This window comes from Yersinia sp. 2541 StPb PI, from assembly GCF_052217145.1.
Taxonomy (GTDB): domain Bacteria; phylum Pseudomonadota; class Gammaproteobacteria; order Enterobacterales; family Enterobacteriaceae; genus Yersinia; species Yersinia enterocolitica_E.
Window position 1 is genome coordinate 3,056,282 of the sequence record NZ_JAZGQB010000001.1, and the last position, 21,810, is coordinate 3,078,091.

A 21,810-nucleotide genomic window follows, 5' to 3' on the forward strand; every position below is an offset into this window, starting at 1 on the left:
ATTGGCATAAAAACGCCCTCGACTTAGCATCGAGGGCGTTTTTATTAGGACAAACTTTTTAAATCAGCGAGCGGGTTACTCCAACCTACCCTACCTAAAGTCACCTCGGCGACTCACTTAATTTAATAACTTATCCACCTGAGGCGTCGCGAGCGAAAGGAGTTTGATTGCAGACAGCGCACAGTCACCGGAGCGTACACTCAGTACGTGAGGATGACGAGCACTGCCCAATATCAAAATACGAACGCGCAGTAGCCGTTAACTTAAAGCCACTCAGTGTGGAACACACCTTCTTTATCAATACGCTTATAGGTATGCGCACCGAAATAGTCGCGCTGTGCCTGAATCAAGTTGGCTGGCAGTACGGCTGAACGGTAGCTATCGTAATAATTAATCGCCGCAGAGAATGTTGGTGTTGGGATACCGTTTTGAACTGCATAAGACACTACATCACGCAGTGCTTGCTGGTATTCATCAGCGATCTGCTTGAAGTAAGGTGCCAACAGCAAATTAGCAATATCTGCATTTTCTGCATATGCATCAGTGATTTTTTGCAGGAACTGTGCACGGATAATACAACCCGCACGGAAAATCTTGGCGATCTCACCGTAATGCAAATCCCAGTTATTTTCGTCAGAAGCGGCTTTCAGTTGAGAGAAGCCCTGAGCATAAGAGACGATTTTACCCAGATACAACGCACGACGGATTTTCTCGATAAATTCAGCTTTATCACCGGCAAAAGGCTGCACTTTAGGGCCAGTCAGTACTTTAGAGGCAGCTACGCGCTGATCTTTCAGAGAAGACAAATAGCGGGCAAACACAGACTCAGTGATCAGTGTTAATGGCTCACCCAAATCCAGAGAACTTTGGCTGGTCCATTTACCGGTGCCTTTGTTCGCCGCTTCATCCAGAATCACATCGACCAGATATTTACCGGCTTCGTCTTTTTTGGTGAAGATATCTTTGGTGATATCAATCAGGTAGCTGTTCAGCTCTCCCTTGTTCCACTCAGCAAAGGTGCTAGCCAGCTCTTCATTGCTTAAACCTAAAGACTGTTTCAACAGGGAATAAGCTTCTGCGATCAATTGCATGTCACCGTATTCAATGCCGTTGTGAACCATTTTAACGTAATGGCCGGCACCATCGGCACCGATATACGCCACACAAGCATCACCGTCATCAGCACGGGCAGCAATCTTCTCAAGGATAGGCGCAACCAGTTCGTAGGCTTCTTTCTGGCCACCTGGCATGATAGATGGGCCTTTCAATGCGCCCTCTTCGCCACCGGAAACACCAGTACCGATAAAGTTGAAGCCTTGTGCAGAAAGTTCGCGGTTACGGCGGATGGTGTCTTTGTAATAAGTATTACCACCATCAATCAGAATGTCACCTTTATCCAGATGTGGAGTCAGTGAAGCGATAGTCTTATCAGTGGCTTCACCCGCTTTCACCATCAGCAGGATGCGACGCGGTTTTTCCAATGAATCAACAAACTCTTCCACGGTATAACTCGGCACCAGATTTTTACCTGGGTTCTCGGCAACCACTTCGTCGGTTTTGTCTGATGAACGGTTAAAGATAGAAACGGAATAGCCACGACTTTCGATGTTGAGCGCCAGGTTACGGCCCATCACCGCCATACCGACAACGCCAATCTGTTGTTTGGACATTAAAAAACTCCTGTCTGAAGGATGACACCTGTTACCGGCCTTGAGGCCAACAGGTTTTTGATGTGGGAAACATGTTAACTCAGGATTATGTCAGCTGGGTAGTGATTGGTGCGATAGATAGCACAACTGACCAGTTGCTGTTCGCAATGGTTAATCAGGTGAAACTATCAGATAATCAGAATGGATAGGTGTATTCAAAATTAGTTACCGCAGCAGGAAAAACTGGAATAAAACCGTTCTAGGATTGTACATCGAGTTATCAATTTTTCTAGATCTACACCTATTAGAACATCTAAAATTAGTTTTACTTTAACCTCAAATACATTAGGACTCTATTTAAAACATGAGAGATTTTATTAATTCAGACTAAATAGAGAATATATTTAGTCTGAGAGTAAAGTGAGAATACATACTATATTTTATGTATGTAATAAGGAATATTTAGTGTAGATGCTCATCTTTTAATAAACGTGTCAGTGCTATTTGGGGTTGATTTTCAACATCGGCTTGGATAAAAGACAGTAATAATTGAACACCTAACATTACTGGTAATGCTGCTAACATTACTGTACCACTAGTGGCTGGTTGACCTGTAGCCAAAGAACTATACCAAGAAACAAGACCATTAATTGCACCAAAAGAAAAAAACATCACACCAAAAAACAGCTCTAATGATGCAATAGAAAAACCTCTTAAAAAATAATTATAGAAAATTCTTTTAAGAAAGTTATTTATGTTACCTTTAAGGAAAGGAAACATTATTTTTTTTATATTTAAATTAGACACTTCATTCCCATAAACTGCATCCATAGGTATGTCAACAACCTTTGCTCTTATTACATTTAGTCTGAAAAGAATATCTGACTCGAAAAAATATCTCTTACTAATTTTATCTAATGGCAAACGTTTTAGTGCAGTTATCGAAATAGCTGTATATCCATTAGTGGGATCAAATAAATTATAATATCCGGATGAGAATTTAGTAAGAAATGAAAGAACTGCGTTCCCAAAAACTCTAACTTTCGGCATTGACTTCAAAGTATCAATATCATAAAAACGATTTCCTTTTGTGTAATCTGCGTCTCCTCTAGATATTGGAGCTATAAAGTATTTAATAAGATGCGGGTCCATTTGACCATCACCATCTACCTTTACAACAATATCTATGCCGTCTTTTATCGCGGCAGCATAACCAGAAAGTACAGCCCCTCCAACTCCCATATTCGCAGAATTATAAATAACTGACACCCGAATATCTTGTGAATTTTCTTCAACATATTGTCCAGACTTTTCTGGGCAACAATCATCAATAACATAGATTTTATCAACTAAATTATCAATTTTATCAAGTACAGAAAGGATATGCTGTTTTACTTTATAACAAGGAAGTACCACCGCCACTTTAGAAGTGTATATCATGTTCACTCCAATTTGAATAAATAGAAAAATAAAATTACCTAATTAAATTTAATCTAATTTCCACTGTTTTGTATTAGGATTATATGAGCATAGATTTTTTACGTTATGATTCTTAGCATATTCATGAATCCTTTCAGGATAGTTAGAAAACTCAGGACTAGCAAAATTCCAATCAGGCATATTAAATGATGCGATACCATTTACAGTAGGCAAATTAACTAATTCAGCAATCATCATTGCAGTAACATTATGTGAATACATGTTATTTACCCAGTCAGGAAATGTCTTGCTGATCTTATCAGGACTCCAGCCAAGGATATAAAAAGCTTGGCAGTCAGAAGGAGGTGCTGTTGCAACAGTAACTTTTTCAATTTCCTCTTGACGATTAAATACAAGATGCTGAGCACTTAATTCTGAGGCTATAGCTAGCATTGCAATTAAAAATAAATAAATGTTTTTAATTTTTAAAACCGATAAGAAATTCACGGCAATTACTACTATTGGGAAAGCTAAAAAAATCTGATAAGTTGATACAGCATTAAAAGCTTTAGCCCCAGGGACTATGGTATATACAAAGAACCAAAGACTGTGACCGAAAAAATTCATTACGGATAACCATGTAATACTTGTTGTTAAAAAAAGAATAAAAATTACTTTTCCAACAACAGATGTTTTTCTATTTTTAAATATATAGGCTGACGAAAATAAAAATAATAGGAATAGTATCGGGCTAACACCAGTATTATAATACTCACTAGATATAGTATATTGTGGATTAATAAACAACAATATTTTATTATAAACACTCCCAAACAAATAATTATTTATCCCAAGCTGCAGAGCATCATAAACTGGTATAGTATTGTTTAGAACCATATCATATGTTCGTAATTTTACTTCTTGAGATTTAGGATAAAAAACATATAAAAAAGGTATAATTGATAAAATAAACGTAACAAAAACAACAAAAATTGATATGAGTTTATTCCTATCAATTTTTATTTTTGATAAACCATAAATTACATCTTTGTAATTAAAAATTACAAAGAGAGATAAAAAAACCAAAACAAAATATGTCCAAAACCAAGCCATATAAAAACAGGTTAAACACCATGCTCCATACATAATCCCAAAAGAGATACCATACCATCTAAATAACTTATTATTATTTATCAATAAGTTATTTATTGTTTTATAAATAAGGTACGAGAGCAGTGGAGCTAAAGCTACAGTAGCTAATTGAAGCCGTGAATTATGACTTACCATAGCATTATTTATAGTAAATAAAATGGATCCAAGCAAAGCCCAGCCAACAGGAATATGAAATATTTTTCTAAGAAAGAAAAATATTGATATAAAACCAACAAACTTCAAAGTAACACTCGATAACTCTGAAGCAAGGAATGGCTCTATCCCAATGAACCTAAATACTGAATAAAAGATGGCCACGATAAAATAAGCATCAGTTTGCGCTATAGTATTTTTATAAGGATAATAGTAATTAGTCTCTGCCCAATGAGATAGCCCTTTAAATACATTATACCAATGTTCAAGTATAGATGAAGAAATCACATAATCATATGAATCTCCAGAAATAAATGTAAAACCATTAAGTATCTGCCCCCGATAAATAACCAACATAGTTGCCACACAACAACTAATAAAAAAAATAATTGAGTTTTTATTTTTTCCATGTATCATAAATCAACCTTTCCTTTCAAATTCAGATGCAATTTCGGATCACTACACATATATCCATCTCTTACTTGTGATATAACCAATGAAAGCGATTATAGGTAAGGAGATTATTTTTCCATATATAACATCACTAAAATAAAAAACTGAAATAAATATAATAAACACTGTTATCCAATAGTTAACGAAAACAACTACAAGGTATTTCAAAATCTTTGAAATAGCCATTGATGTCTTAAAAGTAAAAATGCTATGCAGTATATAGTTAACTATCAAGCCTGATATATAACCAATCAGCGTTGATTCCATTATACCGCTGTAATAATACATAGAAATTTTTAGCATTACTATATCAACCAAGGCCGAAATGACACCAATTGATATATAGATAAAAAATTGCTTGGTAAAAATCATATCGTAATTTTCTTATGTGTAAATTTAATATTTTAATTAAAATATTGCCATAAATAAAAATTTTAATCATCCATCACTACTTAGATAAATTTAACAATACGACTTCAATAGCCAAAATACTTCTTTTGCAGAATATAACTAAATAGATATTTTAACTGATTTATTTCTATATTTTCAACTTCTCAAAGTAACTCAAAGGCTATAAATAATGTCATAAACACCAACCAAATATAAATATTGATTAGTGTCGATAAAAAATATTTTGACTGCAGAAGGTAGCATACTCAAAGATGTTTAAACTAGACAGTTTCCAATGACTACTCGATTATCATTCAATGATACCGAACCTAGCTACCCATAAACTCTTTCAACCAGGTTTTAAATTCTGCACCTTGTTTGGGGTGGCGCAGACCGTAGGCGACATAAGCCTGCATATATCCGAGCTTCTCACCACAGTTATAGGATTGACCGGTTAAAGCGACCGCATCTACCGGTTTCTCGGCGGCTAATGCATCAATAGCATCAGTCAGTTGGATACGGCCCCAGGCACCAGGCTTGGTTTTTTCCAGCATTGGCCAAATATCCGCAGATAAGACATAACGCCCTACTGCCGACAGATTGGATTTGAGGTCAGCCGGACTTTGCGGTTTCTCAACCATCGCGTTAATTCTGCTACTTTCACCCGGTTCCAGATCCGCTTTTTCACAAGAAATGACCGAATAGTTCGATAACGCCTCAGGTTCGACCGAGTGAACCAACACTTGGCTCGAACCGGTCTCTTCGAAACGTCTAACCAACTGAGCCAGATTATCAAGGGTTAAATCCGATTTTGCGTCATCAATCAAGACATCTGGCAACAATACTGCAAAGGGTGAATCACCTACTAGCGGTTTGGCACACAACACCGCATGCCCCAAACCTTCAGGATGCCCTTGACGGATATGCATGATAGTCACACCCGGTGGACAGATAGATTGTACCTCATCCAATAGCTGACGTTTCACACGCGCTTCCAACATGGCTTCCAGCTCATAAGACGTATCGAAATGGTTTTCTACCGCATTTTTCGAAGAATGGGTTATCAGAATGATTTCTTTAATACCAGCAGCAACACATTCGTTCACCACATATTGGATCAATGGTTTATCGACAATTGGCAGCATTTCTTTTGGAATGGCTTTAGTCGCGGGAAGCATTCGCATACCTAAACCGGCAACTGGGATCACTGCTTTCAATTTGGTCATAATTAACCTACTGATTTCTTGAAGCGAATTTAAAATCTATTCCTACTCAGCCGCTAAGCTGAAGTTAGTCAATTTGCTGTTTCAGCCAGGCGGTAAAGCTCTCGCCCTCGGTGTTATGGCGCACGCCATAAGTGACGAAGGCTTTCATATAACCCAATTTGTCCCCGCAGTCGTGCGATTTACCGGTCATATGAAAAGCCTCTACATCCTCTTGCTCCATTAACATCGCAATGGCATCAGTAAGCTGAATTTCATCACCCGCCCCGCGTGGCGTTTTCTTCAACAGCGGCCAAATGTCTTTTGACAATACATAACGCCCAACCACGGCAAGATTAGAAGGCGCATCAGCAAGTGAGGGCTTCTCTACCACTGCCGTCATTAGGGTACTTTCACCCGGAGACAAAGCTACATGATCACAATCAGCAATACCGTACTTGGAAACATCAGCTTTAGGCACCGGCTCCACCATGATCTGGCTACGCCCGGTCTCTTCAAAGCGCTTAATCATACTAGCAAGATTTTCTTTAGATAAATCTGCTGTTGAATCATCAAGTAAAACGTCTGGTAGCAGCACAATAAATGGGTTATCACCCACCATCGGTTGGGCACACAATACCGCATGCCCCAAGCCCTTGGCATGGCCTTGGCGCACTTGCATGATAGTGACATCCGGCGGGCAGATATTTTTAATCTCTTGCAATAGCTGCCGCTTAACACGTGATTCCAGTGCAGCTTCCAGCTCAAATGATGTATCAAAATGGTTTTCTATCGCATTTTTAGAGGAATGGCTGACCAGCACTATCTCTTTTACTCCGGCGGCCACACATTCATTAACGATATATTGGATCAGAGGCTTATCCACCACCGGCAGCATTTCCTTTGGGATCGCTTTAGTCGCTGGCAGCATTCGGGTACCAAGCCCGGCAACAGGAATGACCGCTTTTAAACACTTCATTACTATGACCTCTTCAACTTTGGACAGCAAAACTTACAGGATTAACTCTATAATAATTAGTCAAATAATCTATGATTACTCATTATTCCTTTAACTTTGTACAAGCTTACATCAGAACGTCTTTGATTACATTCTTAAATGTAGCAATAATAATTTCAACAAGTTATAGATTAATATCTTAGCCAAATCAAAATAGTAATAATGTCTTAGACTTTCTAGCAATAATGCTTACTTATCGATAATTTCATTATATAAGTCTATATAACTCGAAACCATTTTCTCGGAGGTAAAATTTTCTAAATAGCGATTTCGGGCATTTCGGCCAAACTTTTCTGATAACTCAATATCATCCCATAACTGATCCATCGCAGTTCTCAACGCGACAGGATCCGATGGGGGAACAACTAATCCAGTCTGTTGATCAATATTTATAAATGTCGTACCTGTACCAATCTCACTCGAAATTAGAGGCTTACCATACATCGCGCCCTCTAATAAGGTGATGCCAAAAGCCTCAGAACGCAAATGTGATGGAAAGACTACGGCATAACAAAGTGATAGTAATGAAGCTTTATCTTCGTCAGATACGGCACCAAGAAAATAGATATTATGCATATCTAATTTTTCCGCCTGTTTTTTTAACTCTGATTCAATTGGGCCAGCTCCGACAATCACAATCGGATAAGATGAATTTTTAGCTGCTTCGATTAGAATGTGAAGACCTTTATAATAACGAAAGGCACCAATAAACAGAAAAAAACGTGTTCCGAATTTATTTTTCCAGAAATCAATGCGTTCAGAGAGTGGCGTTGGATATGAATCCTCATCTAAACCGTAAGGTATCACACTTACTTTTCGAGAGAATTTCTTTAAAGTTACACTTGTGGCAACATAATTTGGCGATGCAGCAACAATCCGGGAAACACTACCAAGAAATAGATTCATCAATGGTGTATATATCTTTAAAATATTTTTTTGCTTAACAATATCAGAATGATAACTAACAACCGTTGGTTTATTAATACCAGATATAAAGTGAACCATATCCATAAAAGGAAACGGAAAATGATAATGAATAATGTCAGCCTGCTGCGCCAATTTTTTGAAATCTTTAATCGCTTGAAAAGAAAAAGGAGTTGAGGCCGCTTCAAAATTTACAGGTGAACAATATACGGTATGTGTTCCTATTTTTTTATTTATAATACCACCTCGTTTACTTAAAGAAAGCACTGTAGAATCAATACCTTTACTCGCTCCACCTTCACATAATTGAAAAATAACCTGTTCAATACCGCCGAAAGAATCTGGGTAATATGTTTTATAAAAATGCAGTACTTTTAGCATTATATTATTATACCTGCTTATAGGCTTTAATTGTTTCCTGAGTGCACCGTTTCCAGGAGAATGTACTAGCTCTGGCGAGCCCTGCTGCTATCGCCTTATTTCGCCAACCTTCATCCTGCAGACTTTTAACGATAGCGGTAGTCAGCCCCTCAACATCCAAGGCATCGCACATTAGACCCGACTCACCTATGACCTCAGGCAATGATGCCGCATTTGAACAAACGACAGGGATACCTGATGCCATAGCCTCAAGAACGGGTAAGCCAAACCCCTCATATAATGAAGGAAATAGAAATGTCCTTGCACCAGAAAAAAGCAAAGGAAGATCATCCGAACTTAAATAACCAAGGTATAGTAACCAGCCTTGTTGTGTGGCTAATTCAAAACGGCGATGTAATGACTCACTGTTCCATCCAGAGAAGCCACATATTACCAAGGGATACCGAGAGCGAAGATCCAAAGGCATGCGTTCATAAACATCAAGTAAGGTTGCAATATTTTTTCTTGGTTCGATAGTACCGGTAAATAATGTGTATTGTCCTGCAACCAAGTTCAATCGGGTCATTAAATTTTGCAGAGACACATACTCTCGTGGATAAAATTCACCACTACTGGCTAACGGCGCTGAAACTATTTTTTCAATAGGGTAATCAAAATACTCGGCTAACTCTTTACGAGTAAATTCAGAGTCAGTAATTAAGACTTTCGCCCTTTTTATCGTGAGTAATAATTCTTTTTGCATATATCGTACACGATTTTCTGGATGGCACTGTGGCCATTTAAAAATCGAAAGATCATGAAAAGTTGAGACAGCATTATCAACTCGCGGGGGTAAATAAAAATTGGTGCTATGGTAAATAAAACCCTGGTAAGGTTTTAATGCCAAACTTTTTAGCCACGGGGCAGAAAGCCGATACAACTCACTCGCAATTGCACTATTTTTTACCGCAGTTTTTAACCCTGAAGTAGCACTCGACTCAGCCTTAACAGCAGGCAAATCCCGAGATATTTTTCTACCCTGTAAAAACAACAGATCTGAGATATCGTCATTGTTTTGCAGCTCTCGGGCTAACTCATATGTGTAGCGGCCAATACCCGTCAGTGGGTATTTAATAGAGTCAATAGAAAAAACCACTCTCATTATTTTCTTTCCAGCATCCAACGTAGTGTTTGCTCTAATGGCGGCGTATTCCATCCATCAACAATACTTTGTAATTTGCTCGCATCACCGCATAACGTTTTTACTTCATTAGCACGAATAAAAGCTGGATTAACGCGAATTGATAGACTGTGTGAGGTTATTTCTTCGCATATGCTAATTACTTCACGTAATGAATAGGTTCTACCAGAGCAGACGTTAACAATCTCGCCAATAGGTTTGGCTGTTAGTAGGCCTAAATATGCTTTTACTAATGCTCTAACATCCGTAAAGTCACGCCATACGTCTAAATTGCCTAACTCTATTTCGTCGGCTTTACGTTTGAAGTGAGAAACTATTTTAGGCAATAAGAAATTATTTGATTGCCCAACACCGGTATAGTTAAAGGGACGAACAATGATAATCGGTAATTTTTCAGACCATAATTTAGCCATATATTCCATGGCTAACTTGCTGACGGCATAATCATTAGCAGGATTCACCACAGCTGTTTCACTCAACATACCAGCTTGGGTGTTACCATAAACATTAGCACTGCTGGCAAGCAAAACTGCGTCTATAGTATCGGCAACACTACTCAATGCGGCCAATAAATTCCTGGTACCAACAACATTGACATCATAAAAAGCGCCAGGATCTCCGTGCCCGACAAATGCAATTGCAGCAAGGTGAATAACAAGATCCGGTCTCACCTGCTCAATAATAGAAGTAAGCCCGTTAGCATCAAGTAAATCCACTTGAAAATAATCAGGCTCATTTGAAGGCTGTGAACCTAAACCAAATACCCGGTAGCCGGCAGCGGATAACTCCGCTGCCATATAATGGCCCGTAAATCCCTGAATACCGGTGATCAGGGCACGTTTGCCATTCATTACCATCAGAATGAGAAACCTTGTTGATTACGACGGAGATCTTCTTCCACCATCATCTGGCAAAGTTCTTCTAATGTAGTTTTAGGCTCCCAACCAAGTATATCCTTGGCTTTTTGAGGGTTACCAATTAACAATTCAACTTCAGCAGGGCGGTAGAACTTCGGATTAACTTTAACTAAAGTGTTTCCTGTTTCAATGTCGATCCCAACTTCATTGTCATCTTTACCCTCAAATCGCAAATTGAAACCTGCAGCTTTAAATGCCATAGATACGAAATCACGTACAGTCTCGGTACGGTTGGTCGCCAGAACAAAAGTATCAGGAACATCTGCTTGCAGCATACGCCACATGCCTTCTACATATTCTTTTGCAAAACCCCAGTCACGTTTGGCATCCATATTCCCTAATTCAAGAATATCCAGTTTACCTAATTTAATTTTTGCGACTGAATCTGTAATTTTACGGGTAACAAACTCACGTCCACGCAGAGGAGACTCATGATTAAAGAGAATACCACTACAACCAAAAATACCGTAACTCTCGCGATAGTTGATTGTCATCCAGTGCGCGTATAACTTAGCTACACCATAAGGACTACGTGGATAGAATGGAGTCTCTTCGATTTGTGGTATAGCTTGAACTTTTCCGAACATTTCAGAAGTAGATGCCTGATAAAAACGAATTTTAGTATTAACAATACGAATGGCTTCTAATAAGTTCAGTGGACCAATACCTGTAATTTCCGCCGTTGTTACAGGTTGATCGAAAGAAACACCAACAAAACTTTGAGCAGCAAGGTTATAAACTTCCGTTGCTTGTGTTGATTGCAACAAACGGATGCTAGCAGAAAGATCAGTGAGGTCATATTCGACTAAATGGAGATTAGGATGTTTGTCGATACCTAATTCTTCAATACGCCAGAAGTTTACAGAACTGGTACGGCGATAAGTGCCATAAACTTTATAGCCTTTTTCAAGTAACAATTCAGCCAGATATGCACCATCTTGACCTGTAATACCGGTAATTACTGCAGTTTTCATTCTAACCTCTGTTTTATTTATTAATAGCTTTTACTTGTTCAAAAATAGTCTCGGCAGATAAACTCCAAGAGTTAACTTTATAATAATTCCTTATACTGTACTCTTTATCCACAAGTAATTCTTTGTTATAAATATACTTCTTAAGCGCTTCAGTCCAACCAACAACATCCCAAGGAGATATATACTCAATAAAGTCTCCTCCAGCTTCTGGTATAGAGGCTGCATTTGAAGCTAAGCAAAATTTTCCATATGCTAGACTTTCAGATACAGGTAGTCCCCAGCCTTCATACAACGACGGATATACACTGAAGAGGCTGTTTCTATACAAAAGTGAGAGCATGCTATCTTCAATATTATTGAAAATTTTAATTTTATCTTTTACTCTAGGGTCAAGAGCAATATCTTGAAGAAAATCATGAACTCCCCAACCGGGCATACCTACAAATACGAGTATAGGTAAATTCTCACACTTTTCCTCTATTAGATTGATATATGCCTTATATAAAACTTCATGATTTTTTCTTCTTTCAACTGTTGACACAAAAAGAATATATTCACTATGTTTAAGATCAGCTGGTAATTCCACTACTTCATTATTTTTCAAATTAGGGAAATCACATCCCAATTGTATAACATTTAATTCAGGAATTGGTGTACCCATTTCAACTAAAAGTTCACGGAGATCTTTTCTGGAACAGTCTGAGATACATAATATTTTATCAGCACACCACGCCACATTTGAAAAATAATGCCTAAAGGCAGCTGAAACATTACCGACACAAAGGTGAGGCAGTTTCACTGGAATTACGTCATAGCAAAATAATATAACGTTTAAAGAAAACTCTTTTTTAAGAGAATATAAATAGGTTAAGTCTTTCTGATCCCAATCCAGTCCTAAGGATAAATAAATATCATTCGCTGCAAAAGGAGAATCCCTTTCTAATTTATTGGCTTTAGCTTTTACATGAGAAGAATTTTTTTCATGTTTAGCGAAGAGTTCTTTTAGACCAGCCTTCAGGTGCCTTGCACTACCAAGAAAATATCCAAAAGCACTTTTTTTTCTGACAAGAAACGAATGTAAAGAAGATGAAATAGAACGAGGTAGTTTGGAGTTATACTTCAAAAACAAAGTCTTTAGCCTCTGTTCAAATCCTATTTTAGATGCATCGTCAATTAATATTGATTTTTTTTGATATTTAGAAAAATTAGCAAAATAGGAGTTTACAGTATCCCGACTAACTTCATAATACCCGACGAGAGGATCATATACACAGAATTTTATATCATCATCAGTTTGTCCAATAGCATATTTTGCACATTCAGCTTCGACTCTAATTATTCCAACAGCAGGACGATTCCATTTACTAATAGTAGTAACGTCCATCCAGATAGATGACATTTATTTTCCCTCAATTACTTTTTTTACAGTTTGTGGAATAATCTGAAGGCAATGTTCCCAAAGTAAATCATCTAGGTTATTCGGCTCTTCAGTTGTAGTGCATTGCGATTTATCGTTTAAGATAGACCTGATAGATGAAGTAAAATCCTGACTATTATGACAAATTTTTATTTTATCAAGATCTTTATAACGTTCATAGCCTCTTAATGCTGTTTCAGTGGCAATAACATATTTTTTCGAAAAAATTGCTTCTGCAGTTTTGATATTAGATCCACCACCATGTGGAATTGGCAAAAGAAAAGCCGTTGCAAGTTCCTTTACTGCAGCCAAATCTTCATCTGAGAGCATATAAAGTAACTGAAGCCTACTTTTATTTATACTATTGTAATCAGTATCAACTAATTGACCGTAAAGACTTTCGCACACACTGCCAACAACGACAAGTTTGGAGTCTGGAGGTATACAAGCTAAAGAATCACCGATACAGGCTTTAAAACCCGTAAAGTTAGGGGGGTGTCCGCTAGCCACATACAAAATCCAAGGGACCATTGGTAATTGACTTCGCCAATAATCTAGTCGATCCTTTGCCGCTGTCCATTTTGAAATTCCATTTCTGGCAAGAATTACATTCTGTGCACCATAAGTAGATAATACATCTGAATCACTTTCTGTTACAGCACATACAATATCAGCTTGTTGAGCTGCACTAATTTCTAATTCTTTTATTTTTTGGATAATAGATTCAGCTTCGATGATTGAATAACTTTCTAAAATATCTTTTTTAAGTATCCATTCAATATTTTGTGAACCATATATTAATATAGGCCTTCTAACAAAAAATTCACTAATTAATCGCTCAGTCAAAGGCCATAACCAAGGCTGCTCAACATGTATAACATCAATATCTTTAGGTATTATTTTTATCAGTTTATCAAAAAAATCCCTATCTTTAGATACATATTCGCCACATTGAAGGTCAGTAATAAGTGGAACTAATTTTCCATCAAATTTCCTATAAGGTGAATTAAAATCAAAAGGTAGATCATGAGAATCAACATCACTTTTAGGATAGTTTTCAGGCTCGTATAAAGCAAAATTTATTATGTCAAAACCATTACTTTCATATACCTTTTTAATATTAGCTAATCTTATTTGCCCCCCATGCCGTGGTTTGACTAACGGATATGTACTTAACAAAAGCACCTTACTTTTCATATTTACCTTCAAATAATAACTTATTTTAATGAGGATACTCATTTCAAAAAAAAAGAACCATCTTGTTATAGATATATGACTTCATTCCTTTGTTTTTTTACTTCTGACTGAATTAATAAAATATTTTATAGGCTTGACTATCAGTGATATCATATTCTTACAAAATTTTATTATATTAATTTCCTCTCGCGAGCCATCCCTTTTATAGCAATCTAATTCATCCTTAATTTCATTGACTTTATTATTTAGCTCACAAACTTCTTGGTTAAGTTCATTAAGCTTACTAGTGAACTCACTAATTTCCTTTCTAAGTTCATTAAAAAGCATTTTCCTCTCCATAAGTTTTTCTAAATAATAGTTAAGATGAAAATTGCGGATTTCCTTTTCACTAGGATTTGAGAGTCTCCAGTCATAATAATTTTTATCATATAGAAACTCTAATGGAATTAAATAATTTAGAACAGTAAAATCAAGAAATTTACCAGCATATTCTCTATCCGTACATTCACTTAATAACTTGAATGGGGAATCACCTAAGATTATTGTCTTTTTTCCATATAAAATAGCTTCGAGACCAACACTAGAATTTATAGTCACTATATTCCGACATTTATCTATAAAATCTTGGGGAGTTAACACCTCACTATTTGCAGTTATCTCAGAGTAATTTATATATCCAGAAGGATGTTTACGAATCAAAATATCATTTGATAAAGAGCGACAATAATTTATCAACTCAAAATTAGAGAATCCATTTGAAAATGCAATAATATTTGAATCATCTTCTACTTGTAATGGAACACCAATATCATATACTTCTTCAATCAATCTTTCTTTTTCTTGCCCTTCTATTTTAAGTAAATTTAATAAGTAATTTCTATCAAACTGAGTAATCTCAATAAAATCTTTTTCTTTGCTAAAAGAAGTAAACCTTTTACTAGCTTCTGTATTGCCATTCACGCCGCTGAAATCAAAATAGCAAGTTCCTACATAATTAGGTGCTCGCAGAGGCCCCATCTCATTGTGTATAACTTTTATTTTCATCTGCTCAGCAATATAAGCAACACTAGGAATATTACACCACAGCACAATGGCAGAAATTTCATACTTTGATACTAAATCATTAAAAATGTCATTTAGTAAAATCTCAAGAGGTAAATACCGCTCAGTTAATAACTTTCCCCAAACAATATTTTTTGATTTGTATTTTTTCTCCAATTCATCAAATATTTCAGGATTGATTAAAACTTTATCAATCGATGTTAATAAATCTTCTGTGGGGATGTTAGCATCATAAGATGCTAACCAATTATCAGGTATATCAGCAGATGGAGGTTCGAAAATTTTTTTTTGGCCTATATGAATAGCATTTTTGATTGGAAACCTATCTAGTGCTAAATATAAGCTAGTTAAAAAAGTTTTATGCGTATATTTCACATCATAAGGTAACCAAAAGAATATATATTTATTATCTTTTTTGGAATACATATATATTTACCTGGCCTTGAACCTTTTCAACAGGCAACATTGCATTTTCATTCAACAATTGATGTGTATTGATTCCATGCTCATCAAATTGATAAACATCTTGGCCATACCATGTTAGCAATTCTAAACCATCGCTGAATTTAGATAAAAAATCTAAATGAGTGTAATGTCTAAAATGAAATTTATGTGGATTCAGATCTAAACTGTGTTTCTCCTGATTGGGTACAGAAACTATAATCAATCCATCTTTTTTACATGATTTTTTGATTTCGTCAAAAAGTTGTTCATCTTTATCTACGTGCTCAAGTGACTCAAAGCAGGTTATTACATCAAATACATTGACGGGCAATGTGAATGGAAAAAGTTTATTCGCGAAAATATTATTTTCTTTAACGTAATTTTTATTAGCTTCTAAGATCGCTTCAGAAGAACCATCAAGGCCAATAAAATTGGCCTGTTCGAATTCAGAAGATAACATAAAAATACCATATCCATTCCCGCAAAAAATATCTGCCGCATTTATGATGATGTGTTTTTTCTGTCTTATGATCTCTATAGCCAACTCATATCTTGACGTATGATCACGCCGAATACCATCAATTGTATTAGAGGTCTGCCGTTCACCGCTATAAAGGGAATAATCTTTAGTTTCATCTAAGTATTCTTCAACAGATACATTGCTAACTTCACTAGTATTCTGAGAATAATCTACGTTAGTAGTATCTTTATTATTTTTGAAAAATTTCAACATCTGCTGGAACATAAAGTATCCCTCCAAAATTATTTTTTAAAAGATTACTAGGGGTATTCACGGTAAATACCTTTGCACAAAAAACTCTATCATAAAAGTTAGGGGAATACGGGTCCTCTTTTATACCTATATCTACTCTGTAATCTCCCATAAAAAATGGTATTTTAAATCGCCAAGTTATAATAGACACCATACCCTTATTCATTAATGGAAGTCTCTTATTATAGTAATTGGAATTCATGCTGAGTAAAGGGAAACCTGCCTTATCTCCGATTAATAATCCGATAACGGCTCCTTCTGGGGTAGCGTCATTGCAACGAATGACAGCTTTAAATACTACCTCATCCTGGGCATAGAAAGTATTACTTTCAATCTCATCTGAGTTTAGAATATCAAAACTAATAAATTCTAGGCTCTTGGTCCCTGTGTCTATAAGTAATGAATTAGCCCGTAGATTAGGATCGACTTTAATCTCGTTCGCTGCAACCTCAGTATAATTAACCTCAACATTTTTAGAATTTTTATTGCTAGATTTGTTTTCAACAAGATCATTTTGGTAAAAATCACAAACAGTCGCAGCATCACCAATAGATTTAATCTTTCCATCAGCAATATAGATTGCTCTATTACAAAATTGTCTGACTTGCGCTAATGAATGACTTACGAAAAGAATAGTCACTTTATCCGCTAATAAAGAATTCATTCGCTGCATACATTTAGCTTGAAATGCCAAATCCCCGACACTTAATGCCTCATCGACAATTAAAATATCAGGTTTTACGGCTGTAGCAACAGAGAATGCTACTCTTGCCTGCATCCCACTTGAATAAGTTCTTACTGGCTTATCAAAATAATCTCCCACGGCAGCAAAGCTTTCAATCTCCGGCATAATGCCACTGATCTCTTCTTGACTGAAGCCTAAAAGTTGCCCTGCCATATACGCATTCTGCCGTCCTGTGAAATCGGGATGAAAGCCCATACCTAGCTCGAGCAACGCAGCAACTCTTCCCTCAGTGTGTATTGAGCCAGTTGTAGGTGTCGTCGTCCCAGTGATCATCTTTAGTAACGTACTTTTCCCTGCACCATTTACGCCAATAATACCTATAGAATCCCCAGGATTAATAGTAAAGGTTATATCTCTTAATATCCATTTTTCAGTATGTCTTTTTTTAGCCGGAATAGAGATCCACTCGATAAACCTACTAAATTTATTCGGATATTGCTTATAAGCTTTTCCGACATTATTTACTATGATACTACTCATTATAGTTCATCCACCATGTCTGCCGAGTGTTTTTTAAATAGCTTAAATCCTAGATAACAAAAGACAATAGATAATACAATGACTAATTTTAGTGGTCCCACTTGTGGCCATTGACCATGAACAAAAATGTTCTGATAAGAATTAATCAGTCCAGCCATTGGATTCCATCTAATTAATTTTTGCGCCCATTCGGGTAGTGTTCCAACCATATATACTATTGGAGTAAACCAAAACCAAAATTGGAGTAAGATACTAATAAATTGCCCAACATCTCGGAAGAAAACATTGATCACACCTACGGTCATTCCTAGACCTATGGAAAAGACTATCTGTAGTATAAGAAGAGGGACCATTGCTAGAATAACGACTCCAGGAAAATTCCCACTTAGTATTAAAAATATAATAAAGATAGTGAATATTATAATGAAATTAAGTAGTGATGAAATGCTAATAATAATTGGTAAGCATATTCTAGGGAAGTTTAATTTTTTTAATAAATTTGCATTATCGGTAAATACATTTTGACTTCTAGATATAATCTCCGCAAAAAGCCCCCAGGTTAAGATGCCTGAACACAAATATATACTGTATGAAAAGGATCCAGATGTTTGTGGTAACCTAGCTTGCATTAATTGAGAAAAAATGACAGTGTAGACGATAATCATGGATAACGGTTGTAATACTAACCAAGAAATACCTAGCATACTCATCTGATAGCGCGATTGAAAATCACGCTTTACGCTGCCAAAAATAAACCCTCGATAGCGATATATTGCCAATAACATCTCTTTCACTGTTATTCCCTACCTAGTAATTCTAAAATTTCCTGAGTCTTATCATTCATTAGTTCAATATTAGCTAAAGACTCAACATTCAAGCGCACAACCGGCTCTGTATTCGACGTTCTTAAATTAAAGCGCCAGTCGCTGTATTCAATATTGACACCATCGGTTAAATCAATATTGGTCGCATCAGGTTCGTAAATAGCTCTAATTTGAGCAATACGTTTGTGAGCATCAGTGAGTTTACGGTTAATCTCACCAGAGGCCGGGAATGCTTTCATTCGCTCACCCACAAATTGGCTCAAAGACATATTTTTGACGCAAAGCAATTCAGAAACTAACAACCATGGAATCATACCACTATCACAGTATGCAAAATTTCGGAAATAGTGGTGGGCACTCATTTCTCCACCATATATTGCATCTTCTTTACGCATTCTTTCTTTGATAAAGGCATGTCCCGTTTTTGACATAATTGGAATGCCACCAGCTTTTTCTACTATATCTATAGTATTCCAAGTCAAACGCGGATCATGAATAATCTTGGCACCAGGTTCTTTTTTCAAAAAAGCTTCAGCTAATAAACCAACAATATAATAACCTTCAATAAATTGCCCACTCTCATCGAAGAAGAAACAGCGGTCGAAATCGCCATCAAATGCTATGCCCATATCTGCACCAGATTCGGTAACAGCTCTTGCAGTGTCCGCTCGACATTCAGGTAACAGCGGATTAGGGATTCCATTGGGGAAATTACCATCAGGCTGATGGTGAACTGTTACAAATTCTATAGGGAGATGAGCTGCAGTAAAACGTTTTTCAATTTCATCAATAACATGTCCGGCCGCACCATTACCGGAATTTACTACTAACTTCAAAGGCTTGGTAAAGTTTTTAAAGTCAATATAGCCCATCAAATGATCAATATATTCATTAAGGACCGATACCTTCTTATAACTCCCTCTTTTACTTTGAACTGGTACAGTAAAGTTATTTTCTTCAGCAAGTTTTTGGATATCGCATAACCCTGTATCACCGCTAATGGGTTTAGCATTTTCTCTAACTAACTTCATACCGTTATAATTCATCGGATTATGGCTAGCTGTTACTTCGACTCCACCATCAACACCTAAATAAAATGTGGCGAAATAGATTTCTTCTGTTCCACTTAAACCAATATCTAATACATCGCTACCAGCATCCATCAAACCTTCTGCCAATGCCATTTTCAATGATTCACTAGTTAAACGAACATCGCCACCGACAACGATAGTTTTTGGTTTTAGATATTCACCAAAAGCTCGACCAATACGGTAAGCAATATCTTCATTCAACTCTGGACCTAATTGACCACGGATATCATAAGCTTTAAAACAAGTTAAGGTATTCATTGTTTCCTCTAAATCAGCAACGGCCATAATGGTCTTTAACTCGAATAATATCGTCATCGCCTAGATAAGAACCTGACTGTACTTCAATAAGCTCAAGTGGGATCTTACCGGGGTTTTCCAACATATGAAGTGAACCAATAGGGATGAATGTCGATTGATTTTCAGTAATTAAAAATGTTTTGTCGCCAATCGTCACTTTTGCTGTTCCTGATAACACAATCCAGTGCTCTGCCCGATGATGATGCATCTGCATGGAAAACGCGCCACCAGGTTTAACTGTAATCCGGTTAACATTAAAACGCTGTTCATTAACCACAATATCGCAGCGCCCCCAAGGACGATAAGTTTCTCGGTGACGGCGATACTCGCTACGTTTCGTCTGCTTGAGATATTCAACGATCTTTTTAACGTCTTGTACTTTAGATTTATCTACCACTAGCACCGCATCTTTAGTGCTGACAATGACTAAATTATCCACACCAACTGCAGCAACTAATTTCTCATCAGTATTGATATAGCAATTCTGTGTATCATGCAGGAATGTATCACCTGTAGTGGCATTACCTGATTTATCTTTGTTACTCACATCCCAAAGTGCGGACCAAGAACCAACGTCACTCCACCCCGCATCCAGCGGCACCACTACGGCGTTATTTGTTTTCTCCATTACCGCATAATCGATTGACTCATCAGGGCAGGCACTGAACTGATCTTTATCTATAGTGATGAAATCTTTGTCTGAATCAGAATCCTTCATCGCAGCTTTACAAGCATCAAGAATGTCTGGTCTAAATTTCTCTAACTCTTGAATATAACGTTTGGCCCGAAACATAAACATGCCACTATTCCAATAATATTCACCAGAATTGATATATTGTTCAGCAGTTTCTAAATTAGGTTTCTCAACAAACCGCTTGACGCTAAAAGCTTCCAAAGCCTCTTTGACTGTCGATTCTCCACGCTGAATATAACCATAACCCGTTTCTGGGCCGGTCGGAACAATCCCGAATGTTACCAGGCAATCCTTTTTAGCAAAAGGAATCGCACCGATAATAGCCTGGTGGTATGCATTACAGTTATTGATGATATGGTCAGCAGCCAACACCAACATTATCGGGTCGTCGCCTTGAGAGATAGCATTTAATGCGGCTAAAGCAATTGCAGGGGCAGTGTTGCGGCCAACGGGTTCTAATATTATATTATGTGAAAGTTTATTAATTTGTCGCAACTGCTCTGCGACCAGGAAACGGTGTTCTTCGTTACAAATGACAACCGGTTCTCTGACAGAAATCCCTTCTAAACGATTTACAGTTTCCTGCAACATCGAATTCACCCCGTGCAAGCGTAAAAATTGCTTTGGATAGAGTTCTCTTGACATCGGCCACAGGCGGCTGCCCGTACCGCCAGCCATAATCACGGGAAGTAACATCATATATCCTTAATCACCATAAAGTTTGAACTAAAGAGGTACCGCCACAACAAGTGAGAATGAAAACCATTTCACTTTAAATAATATGCTATTAAATAATTAGTTTTTACAATGCTACCGCCCTTGGCTTTTCAGCTACCAATAGCTATTGGGTCACATTTACAGCATAGTTTACGCATATCTTGCATTGCAGAATGCATGATTTTAGCAAGGAAAACACACCCAATTAATCATTTTATTTTATGGTTATTATATAGCATTAACTTTGACTTTAACTAG

General features: G+C 36.9%; 18 protein-coding genes. All 18 read right to left on the bottom strand.

Annotated features, from left to right (window positions below):
• Nucleotides 1-263: 263 nt before the first annotated feature.
• A complete protein-coding gene (gndA, locus tag V1953_RS13795; protein WP_372568914.1) occupies nt 264-1,670 on the bottom strand; it encodes an NADP-dependent phosphogluconate dehydrogenase in 1,407 nt (468 codons plus the stop codon).
• A 441-nt stretch (nt 1,671-2,111) separates the two neighbouring features.
• Nucleotides 2,112-3,089: a glycosyltransferase family 2 protein gene (locus V1953_RS13800; protein WP_083159336.1), complete on the bottom strand. Its 978-nt coding sequence runs from the start codon at nt 3,087-3,089 to the stop codon at nt 2,112-2,114.
• Between the two features lie 48 nt (nt 3,090-3,137).
• Nucleotides 3,138-4,790, bottom strand: coding sequence for a hypothetical protein (locus tag V1953_RS13805; protein WP_083159337.1), 1,653 nt, complete (start codon nt 4,788-4,790; stop codon nt 3,138-3,140).
• Between the two features lie 42 nt (nt 4,791-4,832).
• Entirely contained in the window at nt 4,833-5,198 is a 366-nt protein-coding gene (locus V1953_RS13810) for a GtrA family protein (protein WP_083159338.1), read from the bottom strand.
• Nucleotides 5,199-5,545: 347 nt separating this feature from the next.
• Nucleotides 5,546-6,442, bottom strand: a complete 897-nt coding sequence (galU, locus tag V1953_RS13815; RefSeq protein ID WP_442851053.1) for a UTP--glucose-1-phosphate uridylyltransferase GalU — start codon at nt 6,440-6,442, stop codon at nt 5,546-5,548.
• Between the two features lie 64 nt (nt 6,443-6,506).
• A complete protein-coding gene (galU, locus tag V1953_RS13820) occupies nt 6,507-7,397 on the bottom strand; it encodes a UTP--glucose-1-phosphate uridylyltransferase GalU (RefSeq protein WP_083159340.1) in 891 nt (296 codons plus the stop codon).
• A 228-nt stretch (nt 7,398-7,625) separates the two neighbouring features.
• Nucleotides 7,626-8,741 (bottom strand): glycosyltransferase family 4 protein, encoded by a 1,116-nt coding sequence (locus V1953_RS13825; protein ID WP_442851054.1) that lies wholly within the window; start codon nt 8,739-8,741, stop codon nt 7,626-7,628.
• A gap of 7 nt (nt 8,742-8,748) precedes the next feature.
• On the bottom strand, nt 8,749-9,882 hold the full coding sequence (locus V1953_RS13830) for a glycosyltransferase family 4 protein (protein ID WP_083159342.1): 1,134 nt from the start codon (nt 9,880-9,882) through the stop codon (nt 8,749-8,751).
• Nucleotides 9,882-10,772, bottom strand: a complete 891-nt coding sequence (locus tag V1953_RS13835; RefSeq protein ID WP_442848348.1) for a GDP-mannose 4,6-dehydratase — start codon at nt 10,770-10,772, stop codon at nt 9,882-9,884. The genes V1953_RS13830 and V1953_RS13835 overlap by 1 nt, the downstream gene beginning before the upstream one ends.
• A 5-nt stretch (nt 10,773-10,777) precedes the next feature.
• A complete protein-coding gene (gene gmd / locus V1953_RS13840) occupies nt 10,778-11,812 on the bottom strand; it encodes a GDP-mannose 4,6-dehydratase (RefSeq protein WP_083159344.1) in 1,035 nt (344 codons plus the stop codon).
• A 13-nt stretch (nt 11,813-11,825) separates the two neighbouring features.
• Complete coding sequence (locus V1953_RS13845) at nt 11,826-13,211, bottom strand: glycosyltransferase family 4 protein (protein WP_083159345.1); 1,386 nt, start codon at nt 13,209-13,211, stop codon at nt 11,826-11,828.
• Nucleotides 13,212-14,426: a glycosyltransferase family 1 protein gene (locus V1953_RS13850; protein ID WP_083159346.1), complete on the bottom strand. Its 1,215-nt coding sequence runs from the start codon at nt 14,424-14,426 to the stop codon at nt 13,212-13,214. It lies immediately after the preceding gene.
• An 81-nt stretch (nt 14,427-14,507) separates the two neighbouring features.
• Nucleotides 14,508-15,914, bottom strand: coding sequence for a GT99 family glycosyltransferase N-terminal domain-containing protein (locus tag V1953_RS13855; RefSeq protein ID WP_442847966.1), 1,407 nt, complete (start codon nt 15,912-15,914; stop codon nt 14,508-14,510).
• Entirely contained in the window at nt 15,895-16,677 is a 783-nt protein-coding gene (locus tag V1953_RS13860; RefSeq protein ID WP_083159348.1) for a class I SAM-dependent methyltransferase, read from the bottom strand. The genes V1953_RS13855 and V1953_RS13860 overlap by 20 nt, the downstream gene beginning before the upstream one ends.
• The gene (locus tag V1953_RS13865) at nt 16,643-17,929 is read right to left on the bottom strand and encodes an ABC transporter ATP-binding protein (protein WP_442847967.1); all 1,287 of its coding nucleotides are present in this window, start codon (nt 17,927-17,929) and stop codon (nt 16,643-16,645) included. Before V1953_RS13865 ends, V1953_RS13860 begins: the two co-directional genes overlap by 35 nt.
• Nucleotides 17,929-18,714: an ABC transporter permease gene (locus V1953_RS13870; protein ID WP_083163770.1), complete on the bottom strand. Its 786-nt coding sequence runs from the start codon at nt 18,712-18,714 to the stop codon at nt 17,929-17,931. The genes V1953_RS13865 and V1953_RS13870 overlap by 1 nt, the downstream gene beginning before the upstream one ends.
• An 11-nt stretch (nt 18,715-18,725) precedes the next feature.
• Nucleotides 18,726-20,102 carry a phosphomannomutase CpsG gene (gene cpsG, locus V1953_RS13875; protein WP_083163773.1) on the bottom strand — a complete coding sequence of 459 codons (1,377 nt, stop codon included), beginning with the start codon at nt 20,100-20,102 and terminating at the stop codon, nt 18,726-18,728.
• Between the two features lie 13 nt (nt 20,103-20,115).
• Nucleotides 20,116-21,531 carry a mannose-1-phosphate guanylyltransferase/mannose-6-phosphate isomerase gene (locus tag V1953_RS13880; RefSeq protein WP_083159350.1) on the bottom strand — a complete coding sequence of 472 codons (1,416 nt, stop codon included), beginning with the start codon at nt 21,529-21,531 and terminating at the stop codon, nt 20,116-20,118.
• Between the last annotated feature and the right edge of the window lie 279 nt (nt 21,532-21,810).